This window comes from Neorhizobium turbinariae (assembly GCF_023223505.1).
Lineage (GTDB): Bacteria > Pseudomonadota > Alphaproteobacteria > Rhizobiales > Rhizobiaceae > Neorhizobium > Neorhizobium turbinariae.
This window is the reverse complement of record NZ_JALPRY010000008.1, coordinates 159,774-182,431: the sequence shown is the minus strand read 5'-3', so window position 1 is coordinate 182,431 and position 22,658 is coordinate 159,774. Positions and strand designations below refer to the sequence as shown.

The 22,658-nt window shown below is 61.2% G+C and carries 20 protein-coding genes; 12 read left to right on the top strand and 8 right to left on the bottom strand.

Translation table 11 applies throughout. The features are described 5' to 3' along the window. Positions 1-109: 109 nt before the first annotated feature. Positions 110-1,072, bottom strand: coding sequence for a phosphate/phosphite/phosphonate ABC transporter substrate-binding protein (gene phnD, locus M0654_RS07430; RefSeq protein WP_248682519.1), 963 nt, complete (start codon positions 1,070-1,072; stop codon positions 110-112). 97 nt (positions 1,073-1,169) lie between these two features. On the opposite strand from phnD, the gene M0654_RS07425 reads away from it, so the two are divergent. From M0654_RS07425 to M0654_RS07415, 3 genes are read left to right on the top strand one after another with little or no spacing between them, the layout of a single operon-like run. Further along, positions 1,170-1,850, top strand: a complete 681-nt coding sequence (locus M0654_RS07425; RefSeq protein WP_248682518.1) for a response regulator transcription factor — start codon at positions 1,170-1,172, stop codon at positions 1,848-1,850. A gap of 8 nt (positions 1,851-1,858) precedes the next feature. Further along, positions 1,859-3,238 carry a sensor histidine kinase gene (locus tag M0654_RS07420; protein WP_248682517.1) on the top strand — a complete coding sequence of 460 codons (1,380 nt, stop codon included), beginning with the start codon at positions 1,859-1,861 and terminating at the stop codon, positions 3,236-3,238. Further along, complete coding sequence (locus M0654_RS07415; RefSeq protein WP_248682516.1) at positions 3,238-4,221, top strand: substrate-binding domain-containing protein; 984 nt, start codon at positions 3,238-3,240, stop codon at positions 4,219-4,221. Before M0654_RS07420 ends, M0654_RS07415 begins: the two co-directional genes overlap by 1 nt. 36 nt (positions 4,222-4,257) lie before the next feature. Here the strand turns inward: M0654_RS07415 and M0654_RS07410 are convergent, their stop codons facing one another. Genes M0654_RS07410 through ssuD form a run of 5 tightly spaced genes read right to left on the bottom strand, consistent with a single transcriptional unit; the run spans position 4,258 to position 9,219 of the window. Continuing rightward, a complete protein-coding gene (locus M0654_RS07410) occupies positions 4,258-5,325 on the bottom strand; it encodes an LLM class flavin-dependent oxidoreductase (protein WP_248682515.1) in 1,068 nt (355 codons plus the stop codon). Between the two features lie 33 nt (positions 5,326-5,358). Further along, positions 5,359-6,192, bottom strand: a complete 834-nt coding sequence (locus tag M0654_RS07405; RefSeq protein WP_248682514.1) for an ABC transporter permease — start codon at positions 6,190-6,192, stop codon at positions 5,359-5,361. After that, positions 6,185-6,991: an ABC transporter ATP-binding protein gene (locus tag M0654_RS07400; protein WP_248682513.1), complete on the bottom strand. Its 807-nt coding sequence runs from the start codon at positions 6,989-6,991 to the stop codon at positions 6,185-6,187. The genes M0654_RS07405 and M0654_RS07400 overlap by 8 nt, the downstream gene beginning before the upstream one ends. A gap of 3 nt (positions 6,992-6,994) precedes the next feature. Next, positions 6,995-7,999: an ABC transporter substrate-binding protein gene (locus tag M0654_RS07395; RefSeq protein ID WP_248682512.1), complete on the bottom strand. Its 1,005-nt coding sequence runs from the start codon at positions 7,997-7,999 to the stop codon at positions 6,995-6,997. A gap of 47 nt (positions 8,000-8,046) precedes the next feature. Continuing rightward, positions 8,047-9,219: an FMNH2-dependent alkanesulfonate monooxygenase gene (ssuD, locus tag M0654_RS07390; protein ID WP_248682511.1), complete on the bottom strand. Its 1,173-nt coding sequence runs from the start codon at positions 9,217-9,219 to the stop codon at positions 8,047-8,049. Between the two features lie 367 nt (positions 9,220-9,586). On the opposite strand from ssuD, the gene M0654_RS22735 reads away from it, so the two are divergent. Continuing rightward, positions 9,587-9,712, top strand: a complete 126-nt coding sequence (locus tag M0654_RS22735; protein ID WP_282571566.1) for a hypothetical protein — start codon at positions 9,587-9,589, stop codon at positions 9,710-9,712. Between the two features lie 106 nt (positions 9,713-9,818). Further along, positions 9,819-11,192 carry an FAD/NAD(P)-binding protein gene (locus M0654_RS07385; protein WP_248682510.1) on the top strand — a complete coding sequence of 458 codons (1,374 nt, stop codon included), beginning with the start codon at positions 9,819-9,821 and terminating at the stop codon, positions 11,190-11,192. 19 nt (positions 11,193-11,211) lie between these two features. Here M0654_RS07385 and M0654_RS07380 read toward each other — a convergent pair whose 3' ends face one another. Continuing rightward, the gene (locus M0654_RS07380; protein WP_248682661.1) at positions 11,212-12,786 is read right to left on the bottom strand and encodes a phytoene desaturase family protein; all 1,575 of its coding nucleotides are present in this window, start codon (positions 12,784-12,786) and stop codon (positions 11,212-11,214) included. Positions 12,787-13,106: 320 nt separating this feature from the next. Here M0654_RS07380 and M0654_RS07375 point away from each other — a divergent pair, with 320 nt between their 5' ends. The 5 genes from M0654_RS07375 to M0654_RS07355 all read left to right on the top strand — a co-directional run bounded on the left by M0654_RS07375 (position 13,107) and on the right by M0654_RS07355 (position 18,295). Next, the gene (locus M0654_RS07375) at positions 13,107-14,642 is read left to right on the top strand and encodes an ABC transporter substrate-binding protein (protein ID WP_248682509.1); all 1,536 of its coding nucleotides are present in this window, start codon (positions 13,107-13,109) and stop codon (positions 14,640-14,642) included. A 114-nt stretch (positions 14,643-14,756) separates the two neighbouring features. After that, on the top strand, positions 14,757-15,764 hold the full coding sequence (locus M0654_RS07370) for an ABC transporter permease (protein WP_390919813.1): 1,008 nt from the start codon (positions 14,757-14,759) through the stop codon (positions 15,762-15,764). Further along, the gene (locus M0654_RS07365; protein WP_248682507.1) at positions 15,757-16,605 is read left to right on the top strand and encodes an ABC transporter permease; all 849 of its coding nucleotides are present in this window, start codon (positions 15,757-15,759) and stop codon (positions 16,603-16,605) included. Before M0654_RS07370 ends, M0654_RS07365 begins: the two co-directional genes overlap by 8 nt. Continuing rightward, complete coding sequence (locus tag M0654_RS07360; protein ID WP_248682506.1) at positions 16,602-17,462, top strand: ABC transporter ATP-binding protein; 861 nt, start codon at positions 16,602-16,604, stop codon at positions 17,460-17,462. Before M0654_RS07365 ends, M0654_RS07360 begins: the two co-directional genes overlap by 4 nt. Beyond that, positions 17,462-18,295: an ATP-binding cassette domain-containing protein gene (locus M0654_RS07355; protein ID WP_248682505.1), complete on the top strand. Its 834-nt coding sequence runs from the start codon at positions 17,462-17,464 to the stop codon at positions 18,293-18,295. The genes M0654_RS07360 and M0654_RS07355 overlap by 1 nt, the downstream gene beginning before the upstream one ends. A 97-nt stretch (positions 18,296-18,392) precedes the next feature. On the opposite strand, the gene M0654_RS07350 is transcribed toward M0654_RS07355, so the two are convergent. Next, positions 18,393-18,953: a winged helix DNA-binding protein gene (locus M0654_RS07350; RefSeq protein WP_248682504.1), complete on the bottom strand. Its 561-nt coding sequence runs from the start codon at positions 18,951-18,953 to the stop codon at positions 18,393-18,395. A gap of 130 nt (positions 18,954-19,083) precedes the next feature. Between M0654_RS07350 and M0654_RS07345 the strand changes: the two genes are divergently transcribed. Continuing rightward, complete coding sequence (locus M0654_RS07345) at positions 19,084-20,184, top strand: LLM class flavin-dependent oxidoreductase (protein WP_248682503.1); 1,101 nt, start codon at positions 19,084-19,086, stop codon at positions 20,182-20,184. Between the two features lie 277 nt (positions 20,185-20,461). Next, positions 20,462-22,597: a histidine kinase dimerization/phosphoacceptor domain -containing protein gene (locus M0654_RS07340; protein ID WP_248682502.1), complete on the top strand. Its 2,136-nt coding sequence runs from the start codon at positions 20,462-20,464 to the stop codon at positions 22,595-22,597. The last annotated feature ends 61 nt before the right edge of the window (positions 22,598-22,658 follow it).

The window sequence follows — 22,658 nt, the reverse complement described above, 5'->3', positions numbered from 1 at the left end:
AGCAGATACGATAGTCTTTTCGTAGCTGGCTGAGGACGTTGGGTGTCCTCGGACGAAGCAGTTTGCAGGGTCATGGCATCACTTCTGTTTATGTTCTTGTCTTTGCGCATCAGTCGGGCAAAGCGCCGACAACGTCAGTCACTGCGCGCACGGCCTTCCAGGCCTCGGCGTAGCGGACGGGAAGAAATTGCTCGTCGCCGTTGAAGGCGGCTGTCATTTCCGGTGGGAAGCGGAATGAAAAGAAGCAGGCCTTCAGCTTCTCCGTTAGGTCCGGATCAAGATCGTGGGCATGGGCGAAGGCCGAGGTCGGAAAGAGCGGGCTCTCATAGAGGGTTCGGATCGCGGTCCGATCGACCGCACCGCGCTCCACCAGTCGCTGGAGTACGTCCGATGCGACGGCCGCCATGTCGTAGTCGTGCGACAGCACGCCCATTACCGACCGGTCATGCGCGCCCGACATGATCGGGCGATAATCGACATCCGGCGTCAGGCCTTCGGCGGGGAACAATGCACGAGGCGCAAGATTGCCGGAATTGGAGGCGGCGGAAACATGGGCGACGCGCTTGCCCTTCAGGTCCGCCAGCGTCTGATACGGTGAGTCCGCCCGTACAATTGCGATCAGGCGATAGCCGCGCAACTCGCCACTTTGTCCTTTTGCTGCAAAGGGCACTGCACCCGCACGGTTTACGGCTTCAAGCGTCGGCCCGGTGGAGAAGCCCGCAAAATGGAGACGTCCGGCGCGCATGGCGGCGATTTCGGCGGCAACGGATTGGACCGGGTAATAAACGATCTGCCGGTCGAGGCATTTGGAGAGGTGCTTCGTGAACGGCCGGAACAGCTGCGCGTAAACGGCAGGGTCCTCGATCGGCGCAAAGGCCCAGACGAGCGTCTTCGGATTGCGCAGCTTTGCGGGGTCAGTCGGGGGATCGGCGACAAGATCGCCGTCGGCGTCACAATAGGCCACGTCGAGCGCGCCGCGCTGGACACATGTCTCCGCACGGCTTTCGGTGCTGCCGATCCAAAAAAAGGCTGCGAGGATGCCGCACGCAACAAGGATGCGGTGATGTTTCATTTTCTCCTCCCGCAGGCTTTACCGTCTCGCGTTTGGTAAAGCCCTTGCTGTAGGATCGCAGTTATCCAAAAAGTTCCTGTCAGAGTCCTGTCAGCCCATGCGCGTCCTTGTCATTGAAGATTCCGTCGATATCGCCGAAGCGGTCGAAGCAAAGCTGACGCGGGCGGGGCACCACGTGGTGTTGGCGCAGGACGGAATTTCTGGGGAGGAGTTGGCGATCCACGGCGAGTTCGATGTCGTCGTGCTCGATATCAATCTGCCCGGCCGAAGCGGTTTTGATGTCATGGCGCACATGCGCCAGCAGAACTCGCCCACGCCGGTGCTTGTCATCACCGCCAGGAACCAGCTTGACGACAAGATAAGCCTGCTCGACCTCGGCGCGGATGACTACATCGTCAAGCCGTTTGATCTTGGAGAGCTCGAAGCCCGCTTAAGGGCCGTGACACGTCGCCACCAGGGGCTCGCCAAGTCCCTCATTCGCGTCGGCGGACTGGAAGTCGATCTTTCCTCGCGGTCCGCGCGCGTCGATGGTCGACCGTTGGAGCTGGGCCGCCGGGAGTTCGAGGTGCTGGAAACGCTGGCGTCTCATGCAGGCAATACCGTCAGCAAGGAGCGCCTCTACCTGAAGCTCTTCGGTCACGACGACGCCGGGACCCCGAATGCGGTGGAACTGCTCGTTTCCCGTGTCCGCAGGAAGCTTGATGAAGTGGATGTCGAAATCGTCACGCATCGCGGGGTCGGTTACATGCTGCGCAGTAAATCCAGTGCGGTCGTCTGATGGCGCGAATGTCGATCGAGCGTAGGCTGCTCATCACCACAGCCTGTCTTTTCCTGGTGATCGGCAGCGTGCTGGTGGTGATGGTTCGCGCTTATGCGACACGCGCCGCCGATGAAGCGTTCGATCGGGTTCTGACGGCATCGGTGCTGGCGATCGCTGATACGGTGGGCATCGAGGAGGGAGCGGTCGCCGTCGACATTCCTTACTCCGCATTCGCCATCCTCGGCACCTCCCGCCTCAACCGGGTCTTCTACCGCGTTACCGGGCCGGATGGCGCGCTGGTCAGCGGCGCTCCCACGCTGGGGCTCGACATTCCCGCACCGCAGGACGCCAGCCTCCAGATCCACGACGCCGATTACCGGGGTGATCCGGTGCGAATCGCGTCGGTTCAGCGGTATCGCGTCGACACGGTGACGGGAGCGGGCGGCTGGATCGGAGTGATGGTGGCCGAAACCAGAGAGGCCCGCCAGGAACTTGCCGCGCAACTGACATTCAACGGCATGCTTCCCGCGGTCGCCATCGCACTCCTGTCGGGCGGCCTGATTCTTGTTTCCGTCCGTTCGGCTTTCTCGCCGTTGAGGCTCATCGAGAGCGATCTGAGGGCGCGACGCCCGTCAGACCTCAGCCGCATCGATCGTGAGGTGCCCACTGAGGTTTCGGCGCTGGTGGCGGCGCTGAATGAATTCATGGAGCGGCTGGGCTCGGTATTGGACGGTGTCAAGCGTGTGACAGCCGACGCCGCTCACCAGCTGCGGACACCGCTTGCGGCCATCCAGGCACAGGCGGAAGTGGGCCTGGAGGAGGCGCAGGACCCGAACGCGCGGCGCCGCTTTTCGCGGATCCATCACAATGCGCGCGATGCGAGCCTGCTGGCGAACCTGCTGCTTTCGGACGCGACCACCATGCACCGGTTGGAGACCCAGGAGCGCGAGGTCGTCGATCTCCGTGATGCGCTTGACGCTGCCCTGAAGATGTTGCGGGCGGAAAGCGCTTACGCGCGCCTGATCCAATCTCTGGATCTTGTGGTGCAGGAGGAACCCGTTCCTGTTGTTGCGGAGCCTGTCGTGTTGAGGGAGATGGTGCGCAACCTCGTGGAAAACGCCTTCATTCATGCGCCGGGGCCGACGGACGTCGAGCTTTCGGTGAAGGACGGAACGGCGATCCTGCGGGTGATGGATCATGGTCCGGGCATTCCGGACGCCGCGAAGGGGAAGATCTTCCAGCGGTTTGCGCGCGTCGACGCCAGTCACCCCGGAACCGGGCTTGGCCTCGCGATCGCAAAGGACGTTGCCGTTGCCTTTGGCGGCAGCATCTCAGTCGCGGACCGCGAAGGCGGCGGGCTGATCGTGCAGGTCGTTCTGCCGGTCACGCGCGGGGAGGGGGATTGATGTTCGGGATAGGTTTGCGGAATCTCGTTATCTGCCTGCTGCTCGTGTGGCTCATTCCCGGCGCTGTTGCGGCACAGGAGCGTGCAGTTCGCGTTGCAGGCGTGGTGTCCGAGGAACGGATAAAACCGCTGATGACGGCGCTGGCGGCCCGTCTGCCCGGCGCGGAACTCTCTTATGTGCGACTGTCGTCTGCGCAGATCGCCGCTGATGCAAAACGCACCGTGGCGCCCTTCGACATCGCATTGTTGGCCTCGCCAGATATTGCGGTTTCCATCGCCAATGAAGGTTTCGCCACGCGCGACGCGGCCGCGGGTGCCGCGGCGGAGACGCAGTGGCGCGAGGAAGTGTTCGGCTTCTGGTCAGATCCTGCCGTCATGGTTCTGCGGCAAGGCGCCTTCGTGGATCGTTTGCCTCGGACCCGCATCGAACTCGTTCGCGCGCTGGAACAGAACACCCAGCGGTTTTCCCGCCGCGTTGGCATCGTCAATATCGGCATCGACGATGTCAGCTACCTGCTTGCTTCGCAAGATTCGATCCGCACATCGCTATATTGGCGGCTCATGCAATCGTTCGGCGCAGCGGATGCGCGGATCTATGACACGACGGACGATCTCCTTGCGGCGTTCCGTGTCGGCGAGATCGATGTGGTGTACAACGCGCCGCTGTCGGCGCTGCTGGCCAGCGGCGCGATGCCCGCTGACGTGCAGATTGTTGTCCCGCAGGATTATGTGCTGACTGTACCGTGGACGGTCCTTGTGCCGAAAGGCGCGCCGAACCTGCGCGGCGCGCGTATTGTCCTCAACGTGCTCCAGTCGCCGGAGACCAAGCCAGCCCTTGCGGCGGTCGGTTTCACCTATCCTGCGGATTTTGCTGACCTGGAGAGCCTCCAGCGGATCGAGCTCGGCCCGGAGCTTCTGGTGTTTCGGGACACGATCAAGCGCAGCAAATTCCTCGACACCTGGTTCCAGATGGTGGTGAACTGATCGGCTCCTGCCGGTCGAGACGAACCGTCCAGTGCACTATTTCAGAAGCGGCAGCAAAAGCTGGCCCTGCCTCTTGATCTCGGTGAGGTAGGGCGTGTCCGACAGGATGAAGTGCGTCACACCGAGGTCGCGATACTTGCGGAGCGAACGCGCCACCTCCTCCGCAGAACCGACAAGCCAGGTCGTTGCGGCACCACCGCCGCCGTATTTGCCGGGTGCCGTATAGAGATTGTCATCAACCACGTCGCCCTTTGCTGCGAGGTCATATAAACGCTGCTGGCCGACAGCGACGGCCGCCCGGTGGTCGTGCCAGCTGCCAGCCTTGCCCTCCGCCATCTTTGCCACCTTGGCTTCGGCATCTCGCCATGCCTCTTCACTGGTTTCGCGCACCAGCGTCGTGATCCGCAGGCCGAATTCCAGAGGCGGAAGATCGCGATCGAGCGACTTGCCCAACTCTTTCAACCGTTCGATGCGTTGCCGGACGCCGTCATAGGTTTCGCCCCAGAAGAGCTGTACATCGGCTTCAGTGGCGGCGACGCGTTCGGCGGCTTCCGACGCGCCGCCGAAATAGAGCTTCGGGTGTGGGCGCGCGGGGCCTGCGCCGATCCGCGGCTCTACGGTCGAGTTCCTGACGGAGAAATAGTCGCCTTCGAAGGTGACAGCCTCCTCAGTCCAGAGCCGACGGACCAGCCGCATGAACTCCTTCGTGCGCGCGTAACGCTGCGCCTGGTCGCCTTCGCTGTCGCCATAGGCTGCAAGATCATCAAGTCCGGAAACGACATTCACCCGTACACGACCACCCGACAGCTGATCTAGCGTTGCCGCGGCCGACGCGAAGTTTGCGGGCTTCCAGTAGCCAGGTCGGACGGCAATCAAGGGCTCGAATGTGGCGGTGCGCGCGGTCAACGCTGTTGCCACCGTGAACGTGTCTGGGCGTCCCCAGCCGGTGCCCAAGAGCGCACCCTTCCAGCCGTTGTCTTCCAGCGCCCTTGCATGTTTGGTAAGCGCATCAAGGCTGTTGTGCCCGTCGGCCGTCGCGTCACCGCGGTGCCCGGCCCTGACGTCGTTCGGGATGTACCATAGAAACTCTGTTTTACTGTCCATGCTCTGCAAGTGTCTCTGTGTGAATGTGGAGTGTTAGCGCTGCATGCCCCAGCGACGGACGGTGACGCTTTCGATGATCCGGAAAACGATGCCCTCGACGGCAAGGCCGATAATGATGACCATCGCGAGGCCCGCGAAGACCTTGTCGGTGAACAGCTCGTTGCGATTGCGGAAGATGAACCAGCCAAGGCCGCCGTTCGAAGAGCTGACGCCAAAGACGAGTTCGGCAGCGATCAGGGTGCGCCAGGCGAAAGCCCAGGCGATCTTCAGTCCATAGAGGATGGATGGAAGGGCAGCGGGGATGAGGATGCGCGCCACGTAGGACGGGCCGCGTAGACCATAGTTGCGGCCAACGAGGCGCTGTGTTTCGGGCACGCTGTCGAAGCCGGTCAGCGCCGCAAGCGCGAAGGGCCAGAGCACCGCATGAACCAGAACGACCAGAAGGCTCTTTTCGCCAAGGCCAAACCACAACATGGCGACCGGGAGGAGCGCGATTGCGGGAAGTGGGTTGAACATCGAGATCAACGTCTGCAGCAGTTCGCGCACGAACCGGCTCGCAACGGCGAGGGACACGAGCACGAGCGCCAGGGCCAGCGCGATGGCGTAACCCTTCAGCAGGACCGACATCGATACCCAGGATGCCTGGAGAAGGTTTTCGGTTGTGATCGCCTGCCAGAGCGCTGTCATCGTTTCGACGAAGCTCGGGAACAGGATGGGCTTGGCATTGAAGCGTGCTGCAAGTTCCCATGTCAGCGCGAGCAGCGCCAGCACCAGAATCTTCCGAACCGCAGGTGAATTCCAGACAGAGTTTCGGAGGCTCTTCCAGGCAGCCGCTGAAGTGGACGGGTTGAGGGACAGGTCAGACATGCTCGAGGATGTCCTTTCGGGCACTCGGCGCAAACAAGAGGTCGTGCACCTCACGAGACAGGCTTTCGAGCCGCGCGCTGCCGATGTCCTCGCGGCCGAAGTCGTCGGTGTCGAGGCTGGTGATCGTCCGACCGGGATGAGGCGAGAGGAGATGCAGCTTTGTGCCGATGAGGATAGCCTCGTCGATCGAATGCGTCACGAATAGCAGCGTGAAGCCAAGCTCCTGCGCCAGATCGAGAAGTTCAGTCTGGAGCTGGGTACGGGTCAGCGCATCGAGCGCCGCGAACGGCTCGTCCATCAGGAGGACATCGGCGTCCGTTACCAAGGCCCGGGCAATTGCCGCGCGCTGCTTCATGCCACCGGAAAGAGTGTGCGGGTAGCTATCCATCACCCGCTCGAGGCCAACCTTCCGCAATGCCGCTTCCGTTCGCTCGCGGATTTCGCTTCGCGCCAGCTTGCCCACGATCCGCAACGGGAACTCGACATTCTGCCGAACCGTCTTCCAGGGCAGGAGTTGGTCGAACTCCTGAAACACGACCATGCGATCTGGGCCGGGGCTCTTGACCTCCGTGCCGCGCACCCTGATGACGCCGGAAGCCGGCTTCAGGAAGCCGGCAACGGATTTGAGGATTGAGGATTTGCCGCAGCCGGAGGGGCCGAGCAGGACCAGTCGCTCACCTTCCCCAACTCGGAACGAGACGTCCTCCACCGCTCGCACGACGCCTGCGTCTGTTGCGTATTCCAAGGTCAGGTGGTCTGTTTCGATAACGGCCGGCGGAAGCTGTTCGCGTGCCAGCATGGCTCAGCTCCCATCTTCGTTATGCAGTTCCTCGAAGGTGTAATCCTTCCAGCTCTCAGCCTTCTTCTTGATGGCGCCCGTCCGGTACAGGAAATCGGCGAAAGCGAAGGATCGCGTCGGGACCACGGTGAACTTGTTGTCCGGGGATTCGATCAGCGACTGGACGAAGGTTGGATCGAGTTTGGATTTTTCAACGCGGATGTAGGTCTCGGCAGCGGCTTTCTTGTTCGCTTCGATCCAGGTGGATGCTTCCTTCAGCGCCTCGAAGAAGGCCTGGAAGGTCTTCGGGTTCTTCTCGCGCCAGTCAGTTGTGGCATACAGATAGGTTGGTGTTACGGGTCCGCCCAGGACGTCATAGGACGACAGGATCTTGTGCACCTTCGCGTCCTTCAGCGCCTGCTCCTGGAACGGCGTGTTGGAAAGGTGCGAGGTGAGTTCGGTCGAGCCGGAAAGAAGCGCGGCCGTTGCATCCGGATGCGGGAGGCTCACCGTGTTGTTGTCGAGTTTGTTGTGGTTTCCTTCGCCGAACTGCTTTTCGGCCGCCATCTGCAGGATGCGCGCCTGGACCGACACGCCGACGGCCGGCAGGGCGATCTTGTCGTTTGCAGTAAAATCGGCCAGCGACTTTATGTTCGGATTGCTGCTGATGAGGTAGTTGGGCTGGTTGGCAAGTCCGGCGACGATCTTTACAGCGCCATCAGTCCGTCCCCAAAGGGTCAGGAAAGGCCCAATGCCTGCGGCAGCAATGTCAATCGAGCCGGAAAGCAGCGCGGCATTGATAGCGTCGCCGCCGGAAAGCTGCGCCCACTCCACCTTGATCTCATCGAGCCCGACAGCCTTCGCATGTTTTTCAAGCAGGTTCTGGTCGCGGATCACGTGCAGCGGCAGGTAGAGCGTTCCGAACTGCTGGGAAATGCGGATCAGGCCTTCCGAATAAGCGGCGGTCGGAGGGAGAAGCGTGGTGAGCGCCACGGCCGCAGCGGCGAGAAGCTTCATGTGTTTCAGCATGCATGGACCTTTCGGAGATGGCGTGACTTGTTTACGGAAGTTGGAGGTCAACCGGCTGCGCTGGCGAGCCTCGTGCCGCCGTAGTCGCCCACGGCAAACTCATTTGCGACGCTGTCGCGCAAGCCCTGGCGGCGGTGCTTGTCGATGCCGAGAAGCGGGAAGAGGAGTTCAGCCACCCGATAGGCTTCTTCGAGATGCGGATAACCGGAGCCGATGATCGTATCGATCCCGAGTGCCTTGTATTCCCGCAGGCGGTCCGCGACCTGTTGCGGCGTGCCGACGAGTGCGGTGCCGACGCCGGTGCGCACGAGCCCGACGCCTGCCCAGAGGTTCGGCGCGACCAGCAGCTTATCGCGGCGGCCCCCATGCAGCGCGGCTTGCCGTCGCTGACCAACAGAATCCATTTCCTTCTGGAAACGCTGCCAGCTGCGCTCGATCTGCTCATCCGAAATGTTGCTGATCAGCTTGTCTGCTGCATGCCAGGCATCCTCTTCGTCTTCGCGGACGATGAAGTGGATGCGCATGCCGAAGCGGATCTTGCGACCGGCCTTGGCCGCCTTGGCACGAACGGCATCGAGTTTTTCCTTCACCTGCTCGACCGGCTCGCCCCAGGTAAGGTACATATCCGTCGCCTCTACCGCGAGTTCCTGGCCCGCCTCGGAGGAACCGCCGAAATAGAGCGGAGGGTGCGGCTGGCTGACTGTCGGAAAGTCAGAACGCGCGCCCTTCAGATCGTAGTACTTTCCCTTGAAATTCACGGTTTCCCCGGTGAGCAACCGCTTCCAGATATCGAGAAACTCACCGGCCTGCTCATACCGTTCGTTGTGGCTGAGGAATATGCCGTCGCCCGCAAGTTCGGTCGGATTGCCGCCGACAACGACATTGAGGAGCAGGCGACCGTTGCTCAACCGATCAAGTGCTGCCGTCTGTCGTGCCGCGAAGGTGGGGGAGGTGACGCCGGGGCGTAGCGCGACAAGGTATTTCAGCCGGTCGGTGATCACCGAAAGCCCGGTTGCCGTAATCCAGGAGTCTTCGCAGGATTGTCCGGTCGGCAGCAGGACGCCTTCGTAACCCAGTTCATCGGCAGCGATAGCCACCTGCTTGAAGTAGCGGAATTCCGGGCGTCGGCTCAGGTGGTCGGTGCCGAGATAGGTGCCGTCGCTATGCGTCGGAATGAACCAGAAGAAGTTCAGCGGTTCGTCGCGCCCGATAGTCGTCATCGATTTCTCCCATCGACCGTATTGGGAGAAAGGCTATTGACTACCGGATAAGTAGAGAAGGAAGATTATTCTCTTGTTGATGCTCCCCAGTCACCGGACAACTAAACTTTGAATGAAGCCGCGAACGCAATTTCATCCGGCGCACTGGGAGGTCGAGCGCGTACATCCTTGAAGGGTAGCGGTTGCGACTGAGGCGAGCGTATCACGTCGCGGCCGGGTGGACAGGATGTCGATCAACATTTAACTGTGGGTGCGAACGAAGAAGGCGCGGCTCGCGCACGTCGCGAGGATCACCACGTTCGATCGCGTGCGGAACGATTATTCAATGCCGCAGTTGCGTTCGGTCGATGAAGACGGAGGAAGCCTGATGAAGACGACCTTGCTCTCCACAGCCGCCGCAGTCGTGGCACTGGCCATTGCCGCATCCTATGTCCTGCCGTCCAAGCAGACTCCGCCACAATCCGAACCGTCCAGCCTGGCGCTGGTGCGGTAGCTGCCGATTGTGGATTGCCAGAGCCAGAAGCCGAAGCCTCAGCGGCCGGGCGTATGAGCCCCGGCACATTGGCCCATGATTGGGCCCGATCACCCAGGAGTGCCATTTGATCTATGACGTCCTTGTTGTCGGTTCAGGTTTTTCGGCGATTGCAGTGACCTGCAATCTTCTGGAGCTTTTGCCGCGCGAAGCTCGTGTAGCCGTGATCGGCGATGATCCGGGTTTCGGTCGCGGCACCGCCTATCGCAGCGAACTTTACCTCCATCGGCTGAACGTGCCGGCCGGTCGGATGAGCCTCTTCGCGGACCGGCCGAACGACTTCTCCGAGTGGCTGAAGACGCGCAATATTCCGCTATCCACCGGGGATTTCGCTTCACGAAGCGACTACGGCCTCTATCTGCGCGACAACCTCGCTTCACTTCTGCGCAAGCGCAACGAGCGCTGCGGAGTCGATTTCATCCGGGCGAAAGCGACCGGCTGCGTCGAGCAGTATAACGGAAGTCTGGCGTTTCAGCTGCACAACGGCGACCAGATCGCAGGCCGCAATATCATCGTCTGTCTAGGTGTTGGCAGCGCCGACCTGCCGATAGATACAAGTGCGCTGCCGGCGTCAGCAAAGTCTCGCATTGTGGAAAACCCGTGGCGATTGTCCTGGATGAACCGGGTTGGACGGCAGGATCACGTCTGTATCCTCGGTTCGGGCCTGACGATGATCGACCAGGTGCTCAGCTTGCGTACGCATGGACATCGCGGTCCGATCATCGTTCTCTCCCGGCGCGGCCTGGCGCCACTTCCGCATCTCGCACAGCCCGCTCCGGCAGTGAAGGTTGATGTCGATTCCCTACCGCCGTCGATCAGCGGCATTCTCCGGCAGCTTCGCCGACAGGCGGCGAGCGTGTTGGACTGGCGCTCGGTCATGGACGGGTTGCGCCCGGTCACCCAGAAGCTCTGGAAGAAGCTTCCCCTGGCAGAACGAAGCCGGTTCCTGCGCCATGCGCTGCCCTGGTGGAATATCCATCGCCATCGTGTTGCGCCGGATGTCTTCGCGATGTTTGACCCGCTCGTGAAAGACGGGACGCTGCGCATCCAGGCCGGTTACATCAAGGATGTGAGCGCTTCGGACGGCGACTTGGTGATCAGGTACCGGAAGCGAGGCACGCCGGTTGAAGAGGACGTGCAGTGCCGCTGGCTCATCAACTGCACAGGCATGGAACGCGCGGGCATCAAGCATTCGCCACTTCTCAAAGAGATGGCGGCGCAGCAATTCATCACGGCAGATCCCCTCGGGCTCGGCGTTCAGGTCGATGACCAGTCACGTGCCGCGGGCGGGGCCCGAACGTCCCGCGCCGAGATTTTTGTCGTTGGTGCCCTGGCGGCCGGCCAGTTCTGGGAAATCACCGCCGTGCCTGACATCCGTGTGCAGGCCCGGCAGGTGGCAGAGACCGTGGCTCAGAAGCTGGCCACCAGTCTCGACCCTTAAGGCTTTCGAAGGGGCGGCCCTATTTGCCGCCCAGCATCTGTGCCAGCATGCAGCCCGAACCCGCACCGGTTCCGGCACCGGGCCAGGTGGAGGCGCCGCACAGATAGAGCGACGGGACCGGCGTCTTGTAGCGGGAGTAACCGGCCACCGGTCGGAACAGGAAGTTCTGGTCCAGGTGATGCGAGCCGGCCAGGTTGTCGCCGCCGATGAGGTTCGGGTTCTCGCGCTCCAGATCGATCGGCGAGAAGACCGAGCGGCTGAGCACCTTGCCGCGGATTCCCGGCGCATAACCTTCCAGGATGTTCATGACGCGATCGGCGTAGGAATCCTTGACCTGATCCCAGTCGGCACCGGTAATTTCGCCTGCAGCGTCGCCCCGGATCTCCGCCGGAAGGACGCGTACCTGCACCCAGAGAACATGCTTGCCGTCAGGCGCACGGCCGGGGTCCACCGCGGTTGGCTGACCCACAACCAGCGCCGGCTCAGCCGGCAGCAAGCCACCCAGTGCTTCCGTATAGACGCGGCTCATCATCTCTAGGTCCGGTGCCAGGTGGACATAAGCGAACGTCTTCAACTCGTCACCTGCCGTCCAATCTGGCAGGCTGTCCAGCGCCAGATGGATCATCATCGTGCCTGGACCGGCACGGTACTTGGAAAGCCGCGCGTCGAATTCGGCTCGCGCAGGGTCAGCGGGAAGCAGCTTGCCGAACACCAGTTGCGGATGCGCGTTGGCGATTACTGCCTTGCGCGCCGATAATGTCCTCCCATCAGCGAGCCTGACACCCGTGGCTTTGCCGCCCTCGGTGATAACCTGATCGACAGCGGCTCCGAGGATCAGCTCCCCGCCTTTTGCCTTGAAGAGCGACACCATCGACTTAACGATCGTATCAGCTCCGTTTTGCCCGATCACCATGCCGAATGCCTGGTTCGCCATGGATTCGAGATAAGGGAAGAGTGCGCCGCCCGCGACATCCGGTGAAAAATCGAGATGAAGACCCCAGGCTGCCATCATTGCCTTGACCTTGGGATTTTCGAACCGGGAGTCGAGAAAGTCGCGAGGCGACCCGACAAGCAGTCTTAGCGTGTCATAGAGCCAGCGCGTGCCGCGGCTCCTCCAGGCCTTCCAGGCAACCTTCGCCGAGGCAAGCGACGGCATGGGCGAACCGAGAAGCCCGAAGATATGCGGTGCATCGGCGCCGAACTCAGCAAGCATCGTCCGCCAGGCCGCAGCATCCTTCTCAGAGAGTGCAGCGATGCGTGCGGCCGTATCATCGAGATTGGTGCTGACGCCGAGCCAGGTCTGGTCCCTGAAGACGCTTGCGAAGCAGTTCGGCGCGGGAACGAGACCCAGCCCGTGCGCGATGAGATCGTCCTTATTCTTGTTGAAGAAGGCGGAGCCCGCGAACATGGAAAGGTTCATGGCGCACAGGTCGTGCCGAAAGCCCGGCAGGGTGAGTTCACGCGTCTTCACCGCGCCGCCCGGTTCGACATTCGCCTCGACGACAGCCACGGACCAGCCCTTGGAAGCAAGTTCGATCGCAGCCGCCAACCCGTTGTGGCCTGCTCCGATGACGACGGCGTCGTAGTTCATGATTGCTCCCCCAATGCGCGACATTAATTCCTTGCGTCACATGCTACATCACGCGGCAAGGGCTGCAAGCCCATTGTTTGAAGCCTAAAGGTTTATGCAGCTTGCGCTGGTGTCTTTACTTCAGTGGGGCAACCGATGCTTTTGGAATCGTCACCTAAATTAGCCGCCACTGGCTATATCGCCGCTCCAAACCGTGTGATGCGTGAGAATCCACTTGCGAGGCGATCGCCTGTATTTTAGGATTAAAGTATTCCGATCAATAAATCAGCGGCAGGGCTGGGAGCCTGAACTGCCGCTGAACAAGGGGAACGACGGAGTTCACGATGACCAATATTACCCGCCGCCAGTCGTTGGGTCTGGGTGCTGCTGCGTTCATAACCGGCGTTCTCGCCGGGCGTATGCCGGTGCAGGCCGCCGAAACCGACACGCTCACCATCGCCTTCAACGTCAACCTACCGTCCTTCGACCCGACGGTCGGTCCTTCGGCGGTGAACCCGACGATCCAGGCGATCTATCGCTCGGTGTTCGACCAGTACATTGGCCAGGACCCGGACCTGAAGTTCGCGCCGGGCCTGCTGACCGGCTGGGGCTGGAACGAGGACAAGACGAAGGTTTGGATGGATGTTCGCGAGGGTGTGACCTGGCACGACGGCAGCCCGTTCACGCCGGAAGACGTTGTCTGGTCGCTTGAGCGCGCTGCCGACGAAAAGACCGGCAATCCGATCCAGTTCATCTGGTCCACCGTCGGCAACTACAAGATCGAAGGCAACAAGATCACCGGCGATGTGCTGCGTTTTGAGCCGACCTACTTCATGTGGATGGCCTTCCTCACCGGCTATATCCTGCCCAAAGCCTACTACGAGAAGGCAGGCGCCGACGGCTTCGAAAAGAAGCCAATCGGAACGGGCCCGTACATGGTGGATGCTTATGAGGGCAACGCCTTCCTGCGCCTGAAGGCCAACCCGAACTACTGGGGCGGCAAGCCTGCATTCGAAACGGTCATCTTCAAGTTCGTGCCGGATGGCACCAGCCGCGTTGCCGAGATTGAATCCGGCTCGTCCGACATCACGTTGGAAGTCCCTTATGAGGAGTTCGACCGCCTGAAGCAGAAGGACGGCCTGGCTGGCGTAGCGACGCCGATTTCCGATATCGGCATGATCTTCCTGAACAATATCGACGTGATGAACGACAAGAACGTGCGTCTTGCCGCCTGCCACGCGATTGACAAGGAAGCCATTGTCAAGCGCCTGCTGCGCGGCTATGGCGTGCCGCTCGATACGCTGGAAGCCCCGGAATATTCGGCCTACGATCCGTCGATCAAGGTGCCGTATGATCCGGAACTCGCGAAGAAGCTGCTCGCTGAGTCCGGCTACTCCACCGACAAGCCCGCAAAGTTCAAGATCCAGACGACGCGCGGCCTCAAGCCGAAGGACTACGAAATGGTCCAGGCTATCGTCGGCATGTGGCGCAAGGTCGGGATCGAGGCAGAGATCGAAGTCTACGAGATCGCCAAGCACTACGAACTGCGCGCGGCTGACCAGCTTGCGCCGGCCGCGTTCTACAACTGGGGTAACGCAATCGGCGACCCAACGACATCGACTGGCTTCGCAATGTTCGGCCCATCGCCACACTCGGTCTGGAACACCCAGGACCTCGACGACATGATCGGCCCGCTTTGGGGCGAAAAAGACGAGGAAAAGCGTATCGCCGGCTGGAAGGCCGTCTGCAAATATATCGCCGAACAGGGATACGTGATCCCGTTGCTGCAATATGCCCAGCCGATCGTCTACAAGTCTTCGTTGAAGGTGACGCCGAACGTCTCCGGCGCGCTCCAGCCGACCCTGGTCGCCAAGGCCTGAAATACGAAGGGGCGGGTGCCTGTACGCCCGCCTCTCCTACATCTTTCTTCGCTTGCTCGCCGCAAACCGCTCGGATAGCCTCGGCTTCCGCGCGTGAGGCCTTGTTTCATGCCCCTGATTTTACTCTCAGCCCTCAACAGGATCGCACTGGCGGCCGTCACGCTCTTCGGCGTTGCCGTTGTCGTCTTTGTGCTGCTCCGCGTTGTGCCGGGCGATCCGATCGCCATGATGATCTCGCCCGGCTCGACGCCCGAGCAGATTGCCCAGATGCGCGCAAACTACGGGCTTGATGGCTCGATCCTGTCGCAATTCTGGATCTGGCTCAAGGCAATCCTCCTAGGCGATTTCGGCACATCGATCTCGCTGCGCCGCAACGTGCTGGAGCTTCTCGCTGAACGCCTGCCCGCAACGCTCGAACTTGCGTTCGCAGCGCTGGTTTTTGCAGTGTTGTTGGGCGGCGCGATCGCTATTATCGGCACGCTTGTCCGCCGGACCTTCCTTGAGCCTGTCATAGACACAGTGAACGGCACGATCCTAGCCGTGCCGGATTTCGTCTGGGCGCTAGCACTTATCCTGGTCTTCGGTGTCTTCTTCCCCGTCTTCCCGTTGTCCGGCCGGGTCGATCCGTCAGTGCAGAACGACTTCTTCACCTATTTCTATCTTCTCGAAAGCCCGCTGACACTGCGCCTTTCGACCATCGTCGACATTTCCTCGCACATGATCATGCCAGTGCTTGCGCTGGGCCTGCCACTCGCCGCCATCATCGCCCGGGTGCTCAAGGAAGCGCTCTTGGAGGCGATGGTTCAGGATTACATCCTGCTCGCCAAGCTCAAGGGAAAGTCGAATCTGCGCCTCATCATGCAGGAGGCCTTGCGCAATGGGATCGGCCCAACCGTTGCCCTCACCGGCGTGCAATTCACCTTCCTGATTGGTGGCACCGTCATCGTCGAGCGCATCTTTGCTTATCCGGGTATCGGCAACATGGCGATCGACGCCGTCATCAACCGCGACCTGCCGCTGATCCAGGGGCTCGTCCTGGTTTTTGGCGCATTGTTCATCCTTATCAATCTTGGCGTTGACCTGCTTGTGGCAGCCTTCAATCCGAGGCTTCGTCATGCGTAAGTCGCTCAAGTCCGCTCTTTCGGAGCCGAAGGTCATCCTGGCGGGAGGTTTCATCCTGCTGCTGGTCATTGCCGCCGTCTTCGCCCCATGGCTGGCACCAAAGGATCCGCTGGAACAGGACCTGATGCTCGGCACCCTGCCTCCGGCCGGTTACGATGGGACGGAACCCGGCTATTGGCTGGGCACGGACGATCTCGGCCGCGACGTTCTCTCGCGTCTCATCCACGGCAGCCGGACCGCGCTGATCGTCGCTTTCGTCGCCGCGGGCCTTGCGGCACTGATCGGCACGATGCTTGGCCTGCTGGCCGGCTGGTATCGCGGCTGGGTGGATGTGGTGATCTCGCGCCTCGTTGACATCTGGATGGCATTTCCGCCGGTGCTCTTGTCGATCCTGCTTGTAGCCGTGCTCGGGTCCGGGGTGCATTCCGTCATCGCAGCGATCGTCATCATTGACTGGACTCGCTTTTGCCGCGTCGTGCGGTCCGAGACGATGGCGCAGGCACGGATGGATTATGTCACGGCGGCGCAGACCATCGGCTTTCCCAAGGCCCAAATATTGTTCTCCGAGATCCTGCCCAATGTGGCGCCGGTGATTGTGGCGCTGTTGAGCCTCGAAATGGGCATAGCGGTCATCGTCGAAGCCATCCTCTCCTTCGTGGGGCTTTCGGTCTCCTCCGACACGCCAACCTGGGGCGGCATGATCGCTCAAGGCCGCGCGATCATCTATCAGGGCTGGTGGGTGCTGGTGGCACCTCTGGTGCTGCTGTTCCTTACCGTTCTTGCGTTTAACCAGCTCGGCGACGGCTTGCGCCGCGCACTCGACCCGATGATGCGCCGATGACCGAACCTCTTCTTTCCATCACCGGCCTGTCCGCCGTCTCGGACCGCGAGAATGGTGCCCCGATCCTGCGTGATGTGTCGCTCAGGCTGGAACGCGGCGAGGTTCGTGGTCTCGTTGGCGAAAGTGGCGCCGGCAAATCAACTATCGCCAAGGCGCTCCTTGGCATCTTGCCGCGCACGGTGCGGGTGACGGGCGGTGCCATTCGCTTCGAGGGGCAAGACCTCCTCACACTGAAGCCAAAGCAGTTGAGCGACATCATGGGGAGCGAGATTTCTCTAATCCCTCAGGACCCGCAGACTGCACTCAACCCAGGCCGCCGGATCGAGGCCCAACTGACGGATGGGCTGCGGATGCGGCGCGGCTTGTCCCGCCAGGCGGCGCACGACAAGGCGTTGAAGCTGCTCGAAGAGGTGCATATTCGAGATCCGGAGCGCGTGCTCAAAGCCTATCCGCACGAACTGTCGGGCGGGATGCGCCAGCGCGTCCTCATCGCGGCCGCCTTCGCACTTGAGCCGAAACTGGTTGTGGCGGACGAGCCGACAACAGCACTCGATGTCACGGTGCAGAAACAGATTCTGCGACTGATCCGCGGCATGCAAAAAACCCACGGCACGGGCATGATCTTCGTGACCCACGATCTCGGTGTTGTTGCGCAGATCTGCGATACGGTCACGCTGCTTTACGCTGGAAAGGTGATCGAGGAGGGACCCACCGCGCAAGTCCTGGCGGCACCGAAGCACGCCTATACCAAGGCATTGCTCGCAGCAGGGCCGCGCTATGACAGGCCGACCGCGGGCCTCGAGCCGGTGCCGCAGGCGATCTTCGACCAGTTGCGCGCCGAAATGGGGATCATGTGATGGCTGAGGATCTTCTGGTCGCCAAGGGTATCGAAGTCACCTATGGCGGTGGCGGCCTTTTCGGCAGTCGGGGCCACAAGGTGCTGCACGGCGTCGATCTTTCCATCAAACGCGGCGAAACCATCGGCATTGTCGGCGAATCCGGATCCGGCAAGACCACCTTCGGGTGCGCGCTGCTGCGGTTGGTAAACACCTCAGCGGGAACGATCCACTTCGACGGCATGGACATCACCCATCTCCCGGATGAGCAGATGCGACCGCTTCGTCGGCGCATGCAGATGATCTTCCAGGACCCGATGGCGTCGCTCAACCCGCGCCATTCCATTCGCCGCATCCTGGTCGAGCCGCTGCTGTTTCATCGGGTGGCGTCGAATGCCGCCGACGCCGAAGCGCGGGTAATGAGCATCCTGGACCGGTTCGCGCTTCCGAAGATCGTTCTCGACCGCAATGCCCATGAACTATCCGGCGGCCAGCGACAACGGATTGGCATTGCGCGCGCGGCGCTGCTTGAGCCGGATTTCGTGCTGGCGGATGAGATTGTTTCGGGCCTCGACGTGTCAACTCAGGCGCAAGTTCTGAACCTGCTCAAGGATCTGTCGAGAGAGCTTGGCCTGGCGCTCGCCTTCATCAGCCATGACCTATCGGTCATTCGTGCGGTCTGCGACCGGGTCTGCGTCATGCGTTTCGGAAAGGTGGTGGAGGAGGGGCCATGCGAGCAGGTCTTCGCGGCTCCCCAAAGCGGCTATACGCGCGCGCTGCTCGATGCCATTCCGCTTCCGGAGATTGATCCGGAGTGGCTGGATCGGGAAACATTGGCTGAATTAAGTTCTTGAAGAGCTTGGCTACAGGCGAGCGTTTCCTGTTCGCTCCGCCTCACCGGTCTTGAAGCTCATTTCCGCGAAGTTCTCCAAGAACGGTCTCTACTGCCAGTCATGAAGACTGATTGAAGTGCCGCTGGGTGGCGGCATGGCGCGCCGCTTGTTCATAGATGCCGGTCAGCAGATCGATCGTCGCAGCCGCGTCTTTGAGCCGGTTTCGCAACTCCGGGATCGACTGAATTGCCTTGATGAACAGTGTAGCCCTCACATCGGCATACCGATCGGTCACCTGTCGCCCCTGTTCCGTCACGGTGTAAGTCACGCCTGATCGCCCGCTCCCGTGACGGGACACAAGTCCAGCGGCTACGAGCTTGCGCAGGCTGTACTGCATGTTCGGGATGTCGTCGCGATTGGTCAGACGCGCAAGTTCCTTGATCGTCTTCGGGCGGTCGTGCATGCGGATGATATGCAGCATGGCGTTTTCAGGCCCGCTTGCGGAGATATCCATCACGGATGCCAGACATTCGCCTTGCCAGCGGCCAAAGGCCTCGAAGCCACGCATCAGGGCATATTCGAGCCCAGCAACATCCTCTTCGAGCTCGTTGCGCGCCAGATGCCAGCCGCGGCGGTCGGCGTCCTCCGAAGGTGTGGCCGTGTTCGTCTCTTTCTTCATCTCGTTGCTCCAAGCGACCATCACGTGATGGCGGCGCGTCAAGGCGAAGGTGGAGAAAACATTCCCGATTGACAAGTTCGAATTTCAGATAGAATTTCTATCGTAAAGGCTATCAAAAGAGGGGCTCCAAATGACCAACAGCATGTTCGCCGACAACCAATTCCTGCTCGGCACCTTCGCTTCCAACTGCTCGGGCGGCATGTCCGTGACCAAGGTGCCGGAGCGCTGGGTAAACTCCTGGGAAAACAATCTCCGGCTGGCGACCATGCTGGACGACGCAGGCATCGATTTCATGCTGCCGATTGCCCGCTGGATCGGGTATGGCGGCGAAACGAACTTCCACGGCGGCGTGCTCGAAACGATGACCTGGGCCGCCGGTCTCCTGGCAAAGACCCAAAACATCAATGTTTTTGCCACCATCCATGTGGCGGCGAACCACCCGGTCGTCGCTGCCAAGCAGATCGCCACGATCGACCAGATCAGCCAGGGGCGGGTCGGCCTCAACATTGTCGCCGGCTGGAATCAGCCGGAATACGAGGCGCTTGGGCTTCAACTCGCCGCCGGACATGAAGAGCGTTACACGTACGCGCAGGAGTGGTTCGACATCGTCAAGGCGCTTTGGGAGCGGGAACATGCATTCGACTGGTCCGGAAAGTATTTCAACCTCAAGAACGTCCTCGGCGATCCGCGGCCATCACGCAAGGTCCCGATCCTCAACGCAGCCGGTTCTGGCGAGGGCCGCGGCTTCGCGGTTCGAAATGCCGATTTCCTCTTCACCCCCGCGATCGATCTCGACCGCTCCAAGGAAGAGGTCGCAGCGCTCAAGAAGCAGGGAACTGACGCGCAACGCAACGTTGGCGTTCTAACCTTCAGTCACGTGGTCTGCCGTCCGACGGAAAAGGAAGCCAAGGATTACGTCCAGCATTTCGGCCAGGCGAACGCGGACTGGGAAGCAGTCGACAATCTCGTGCGGCTGCAGTTTGCCCATGCGCACTCTTTCCCGCATGATCTGCTTTCGCTTATCCGGGATCGCATGGCGATGGGCCATGGCGGCTTCCCGCTCGTCGGCACACCGCAACAGGTTGCCGAAGGCATTCTTGCGCTTCATGCCGCCGGCTTCAACGGCACCACCTTGTCCTTCGTGGACTATGCGGAGGAGTTCCCGTACTTCCGCGATGAAGTTCTGCCGATTCTGGAACAGGCTGGCATCCGTAAGGCAGTATCGGCTTAAACAAACGGAGGGCGGGTCATTCCCGCCCTTTTTGTTAGATTTTCTTCCAGCGCTTTGCCCCTTCGATTATCGCGCTTGGCTGCGAGCAAACGCTGCTCGACCTCTCCCGTTTTTCTAGCAGAAGCGTAATCGCTCCGGATCTGTTGCTCCGTGACAGCTGGTCATGTTCGCCATACAGGAATTTTCCGGTTATACCGCATTCGAGTGGTCTCTGATTGGGGCCGTATGATTGCAAGTTCGGAAACGGTGGCCCGAGTCTCCGGGTCGAGAGGACTAGATGAACGAAGCGCGTTACGCAGTGCCAGATATCACGTCGTGCGACCGGGAGCCGATCCATATTCCGGGCTCCATCCAGCCGCATGGCGTGCTTCTCGTCGTCGAGCCGGCGTCGCTGCGAACAGTCGGAGAAGCGGGCGAAGTCTCGCGCTTCATCCCCGCCTATAGCCGCGGCACGGAAGTCTCCGCCTTTCTCAGTGGACCCCTTTGCCAGAGGCTTGAAGGCGCCACGACCGGAAAGCTGACCCCGCTTGGGCGTATTGATACGCCGGCTGGTGCCGCAGACGTCGTTGCCTATCGATCCGGCGCCTATCTGGTTCTCGAGTTTGAGCCCGCGGAAGCCGAACCTGTGGAGGCCGTGCCATTCCTCACCACGCTGGACGCGGCGAGCTCACGCTTCGAGCGAACGACAAGTGTGGTCGATCTCTGTCGCGAAGGCGCGGCGATCTTCCGCGAGCTCACCGGTTACGACCGGGTGATGATCTACCAGTTTCTCGACGATGATGCCGGTGTCGTAATTGCTGAAAGTACGGCCGACGGCATGTCGAGCTTCATGAACCATCATTTCCCAGCCTCGGATATCCCCAAGCAGGCGCGGGCGCTTTACCTGCGGAACCGGTCTCGGGTCATCCCGGACGTCGGTTACGTGCCGCAGGCCATCCGATCCGATCTTGATCTGACCGGACTGGATCTCAGCGATTCGACGCTGCGCAGCGTTTCGCCGGTTCACGTCCAGTATCTCAAGAACATGGGCGTTGCGGCCTCCGCTTCGGTGTCGATCGTCAAGGACGGTATCCTCTGGGGGCTTATCGCCTGCCACCACAGCCAACCTCGTTCGATCCCCTTGGCGACGCGCACGGCATGTCAGGCGCTTTCCAATGCACTTTCGAGGCAGATCCGGTCCAAGGAGGAGGCAGAGCTCTACCGGGAGCGCATCCGGTTGCGGTCGCAGGAGGACGCGGTTCTCGCACAACTGGGAAGCGACGGCTCGCTTGACGACTTCTTTGAGAAATCCGGTCCGGCCATTGCAGGTCTTCTCACCGCGGATGGCTTCGCCGCTGCCCAGGGCAGGGACCTGTTCGTCTTCGGCAAGGTGCCGGACAAGATCGACCTTCGAAGGATTGCTGATCACGTGCGGCTTCCAGCGGCGCGCCAGCCGTTCGCAAGCTCCAGCCTGTTGCACCAGTGGCCGGAAGCGGAAGCGTTCCGTGAACAGGCGAGCGGCCTGCTTGCGGTGACAATGTCCACCGAGGTCCCGACGATCCTCATGTGGTTCCGGGCGGAGCAGATCGAGGTCGTGAAATGGGCCGGCAATCCACATAAAGGCGTCTCGCTGGAGCCGGATGCGACGCTGCAGCCGCGCGCATCCTTCGAGGCCTGGACGGAGAGCGTGCGAGGCAAGGCACCCCCATGGAGCCTTGCGGAGGTCGAAGCGGCAGGTCGCATCGTTCGTCTGATGCTCGAGCAACGCAACAACCAACGTATGCGGGAGCTGAACCGTGAGCTTTCGACAAGCCTGCGTGAAAACCAGAGCCTGCTCGGGCAGAAGGATTATCTCCTCAAGGAGGTGAACCACCGCGTCCAGAACTCGCTCCAACTCGTGTCGGCATTCCTGCGCCTCCAGTCCCGTGATGCGGCGTCCCAGGAGGTCAAGGCTACGCTCGACGAGGCGCAGAAGCGCCTCAACGCAGTCGCGCTCGTCCATCGCCGGCTGTACCAGGACGACAGCGTCGAGGTGATTGATCTCTCACGCTATATCGAGACGCTTCTCATCGATATGACGCAGGGCATGGATGCAAGTTGGCGGGAGCAATTGGATCTCGATCTCGCGCCGATCCTGATTGCCACCGACAAGGCGGTGAATGTTGGTCTGGTCCTGACGGAACTGGTGATCAACGCCCAGAAATACGCCTATGGCGGCGAGGCCGGTCCGCTCGGGATCAAGCTTGAACAACATCGCGGAATGCTGCGGCTGATCGTGGCCGATCGCGGCAAGGGCAAGCAAAATACGGGATCCGGCGGTTTCGGTTCACGGATGCTGCAGGCCATTGTTGAACGGCTCGGTGGGCATCTCGACGAGGAAGACAATCTGCCGGGGTTGCGCGTCGTCCTGACCGCACCGATCCAGACGCCGTAATCGGGTGCGATTTGGTCAGCTTGGGGCTTTAACGTACCGCTGGAAATGGACGGCAGCCTTG

Coding starts and splice junctions, on each gene's coding strand:
- M0654_RS07355 (WP_248682505.1), top strand. CDS start 17,462: ATGGCTGAGGATCTTCTGGTCGCCAAGGGTATCGAAGTCACCTATGGC.
- M0654_RS07340 (WP_248682502.1), top strand. CDS start 20,462: ATGAACGAAGCGCGTTACGCAGTGCCAGATATCACGTCGTGCGACCGG.
- M0654_RS07360 (WP_248682506.1), top strand. CDS start 16,602: ATGACCGAACCTCTTCTTTCCATCACCGGCCTGTCCGCCGTCTCGGAC.
- M0654_RS07425 (WP_248682518.1), top strand. CDS start 1,170: ATGCGCGTCCTTGTCATTGAAGATTCCGTCGATATCGCCGAAGCGGTC.
- M0654_RS07400 (WP_248682513.1), bottom strand. CDS start 6,991: ATGCTGGCACGCGAACAGCTTCCGCCGGCCGTTATCGAAACAGACCAC.
- M0654_RS07410 (WP_248682515.1), bottom strand. CDS start 5,325: ATGGACAGTAAAACAGAGTTTCTATGGTACATCCCGAACGACGTCAGG.
- M0654_RS07420 (WP_248682517.1), top strand. CDS start 1,859: ATGTCGATCGAGCGTAGGCTGCTCATCACCACAGCCTGTCTTTTCCTG.
- M0654_RS07395 (WP_248682512.1), bottom strand. CDS start 7,999: ATGCTGAAACACATGAAGCTTCTCGCCGCTGCGGCCGTGGCGCTCACC.
- phnD (WP_248682519.1), bottom strand. CDS start 1,072: ATGAAACATCACCGCATCCTTGTTGCGTGCGGCATCCTCGCAGCCTTT.
- M0654_RS07345 (WP_248682503.1), top strand. CDS start 19,084: ATGACCAACAGCATGTTCGCCGACAACCAATTCCTGCTCGGCACCTTC.
- M0654_RS07365 (WP_248682507.1), top strand. CDS start 15,757: ATGCGTAAGTCGCTCAAGTCCGCTCTTTCGGAGCCGAAGGTCATCCTG.
- M0654_RS07405 (WP_248682514.1), bottom strand. CDS start 6,192: ATGTCTGACCTGTCCCTCAACCCGTCCACTTCAGCGGCTGCCTGGAAG.
- M0654_RS07415 (WP_248682516.1), top strand. CDS start 3,238: ATGTTCGGGATAGGTTTGCGGAATCTCGTTATCTGCCTGCTGCTCGTG.
- ssuD (WP_248682511.1), bottom strand. CDS start 9,219: ATGACGACTATCGGGCGCGACGAACCGCTGAACTTCTTCTGGTTCATT.
- M0654_RS07375 (WP_248682509.1), top strand. CDS start 13,107: ATGACCAATATTACCCGCCGCCAGTCGTTGGGTCTGGGTGCTGCTGCG.
- M0654_RS07350 (WP_248682504.1), bottom strand. CDS start 18,953: ATGAAGAAAGAGACGAACACGGCCACACCTTCGGAGGACGCCGACCGC.
- M0654_RS22735 (WP_282571566.1), top strand. CDS start 9,587: ATGAAGACGACCTTGCTCTCCACAGCCGCCGCAGTCGTGGCACTGGCC.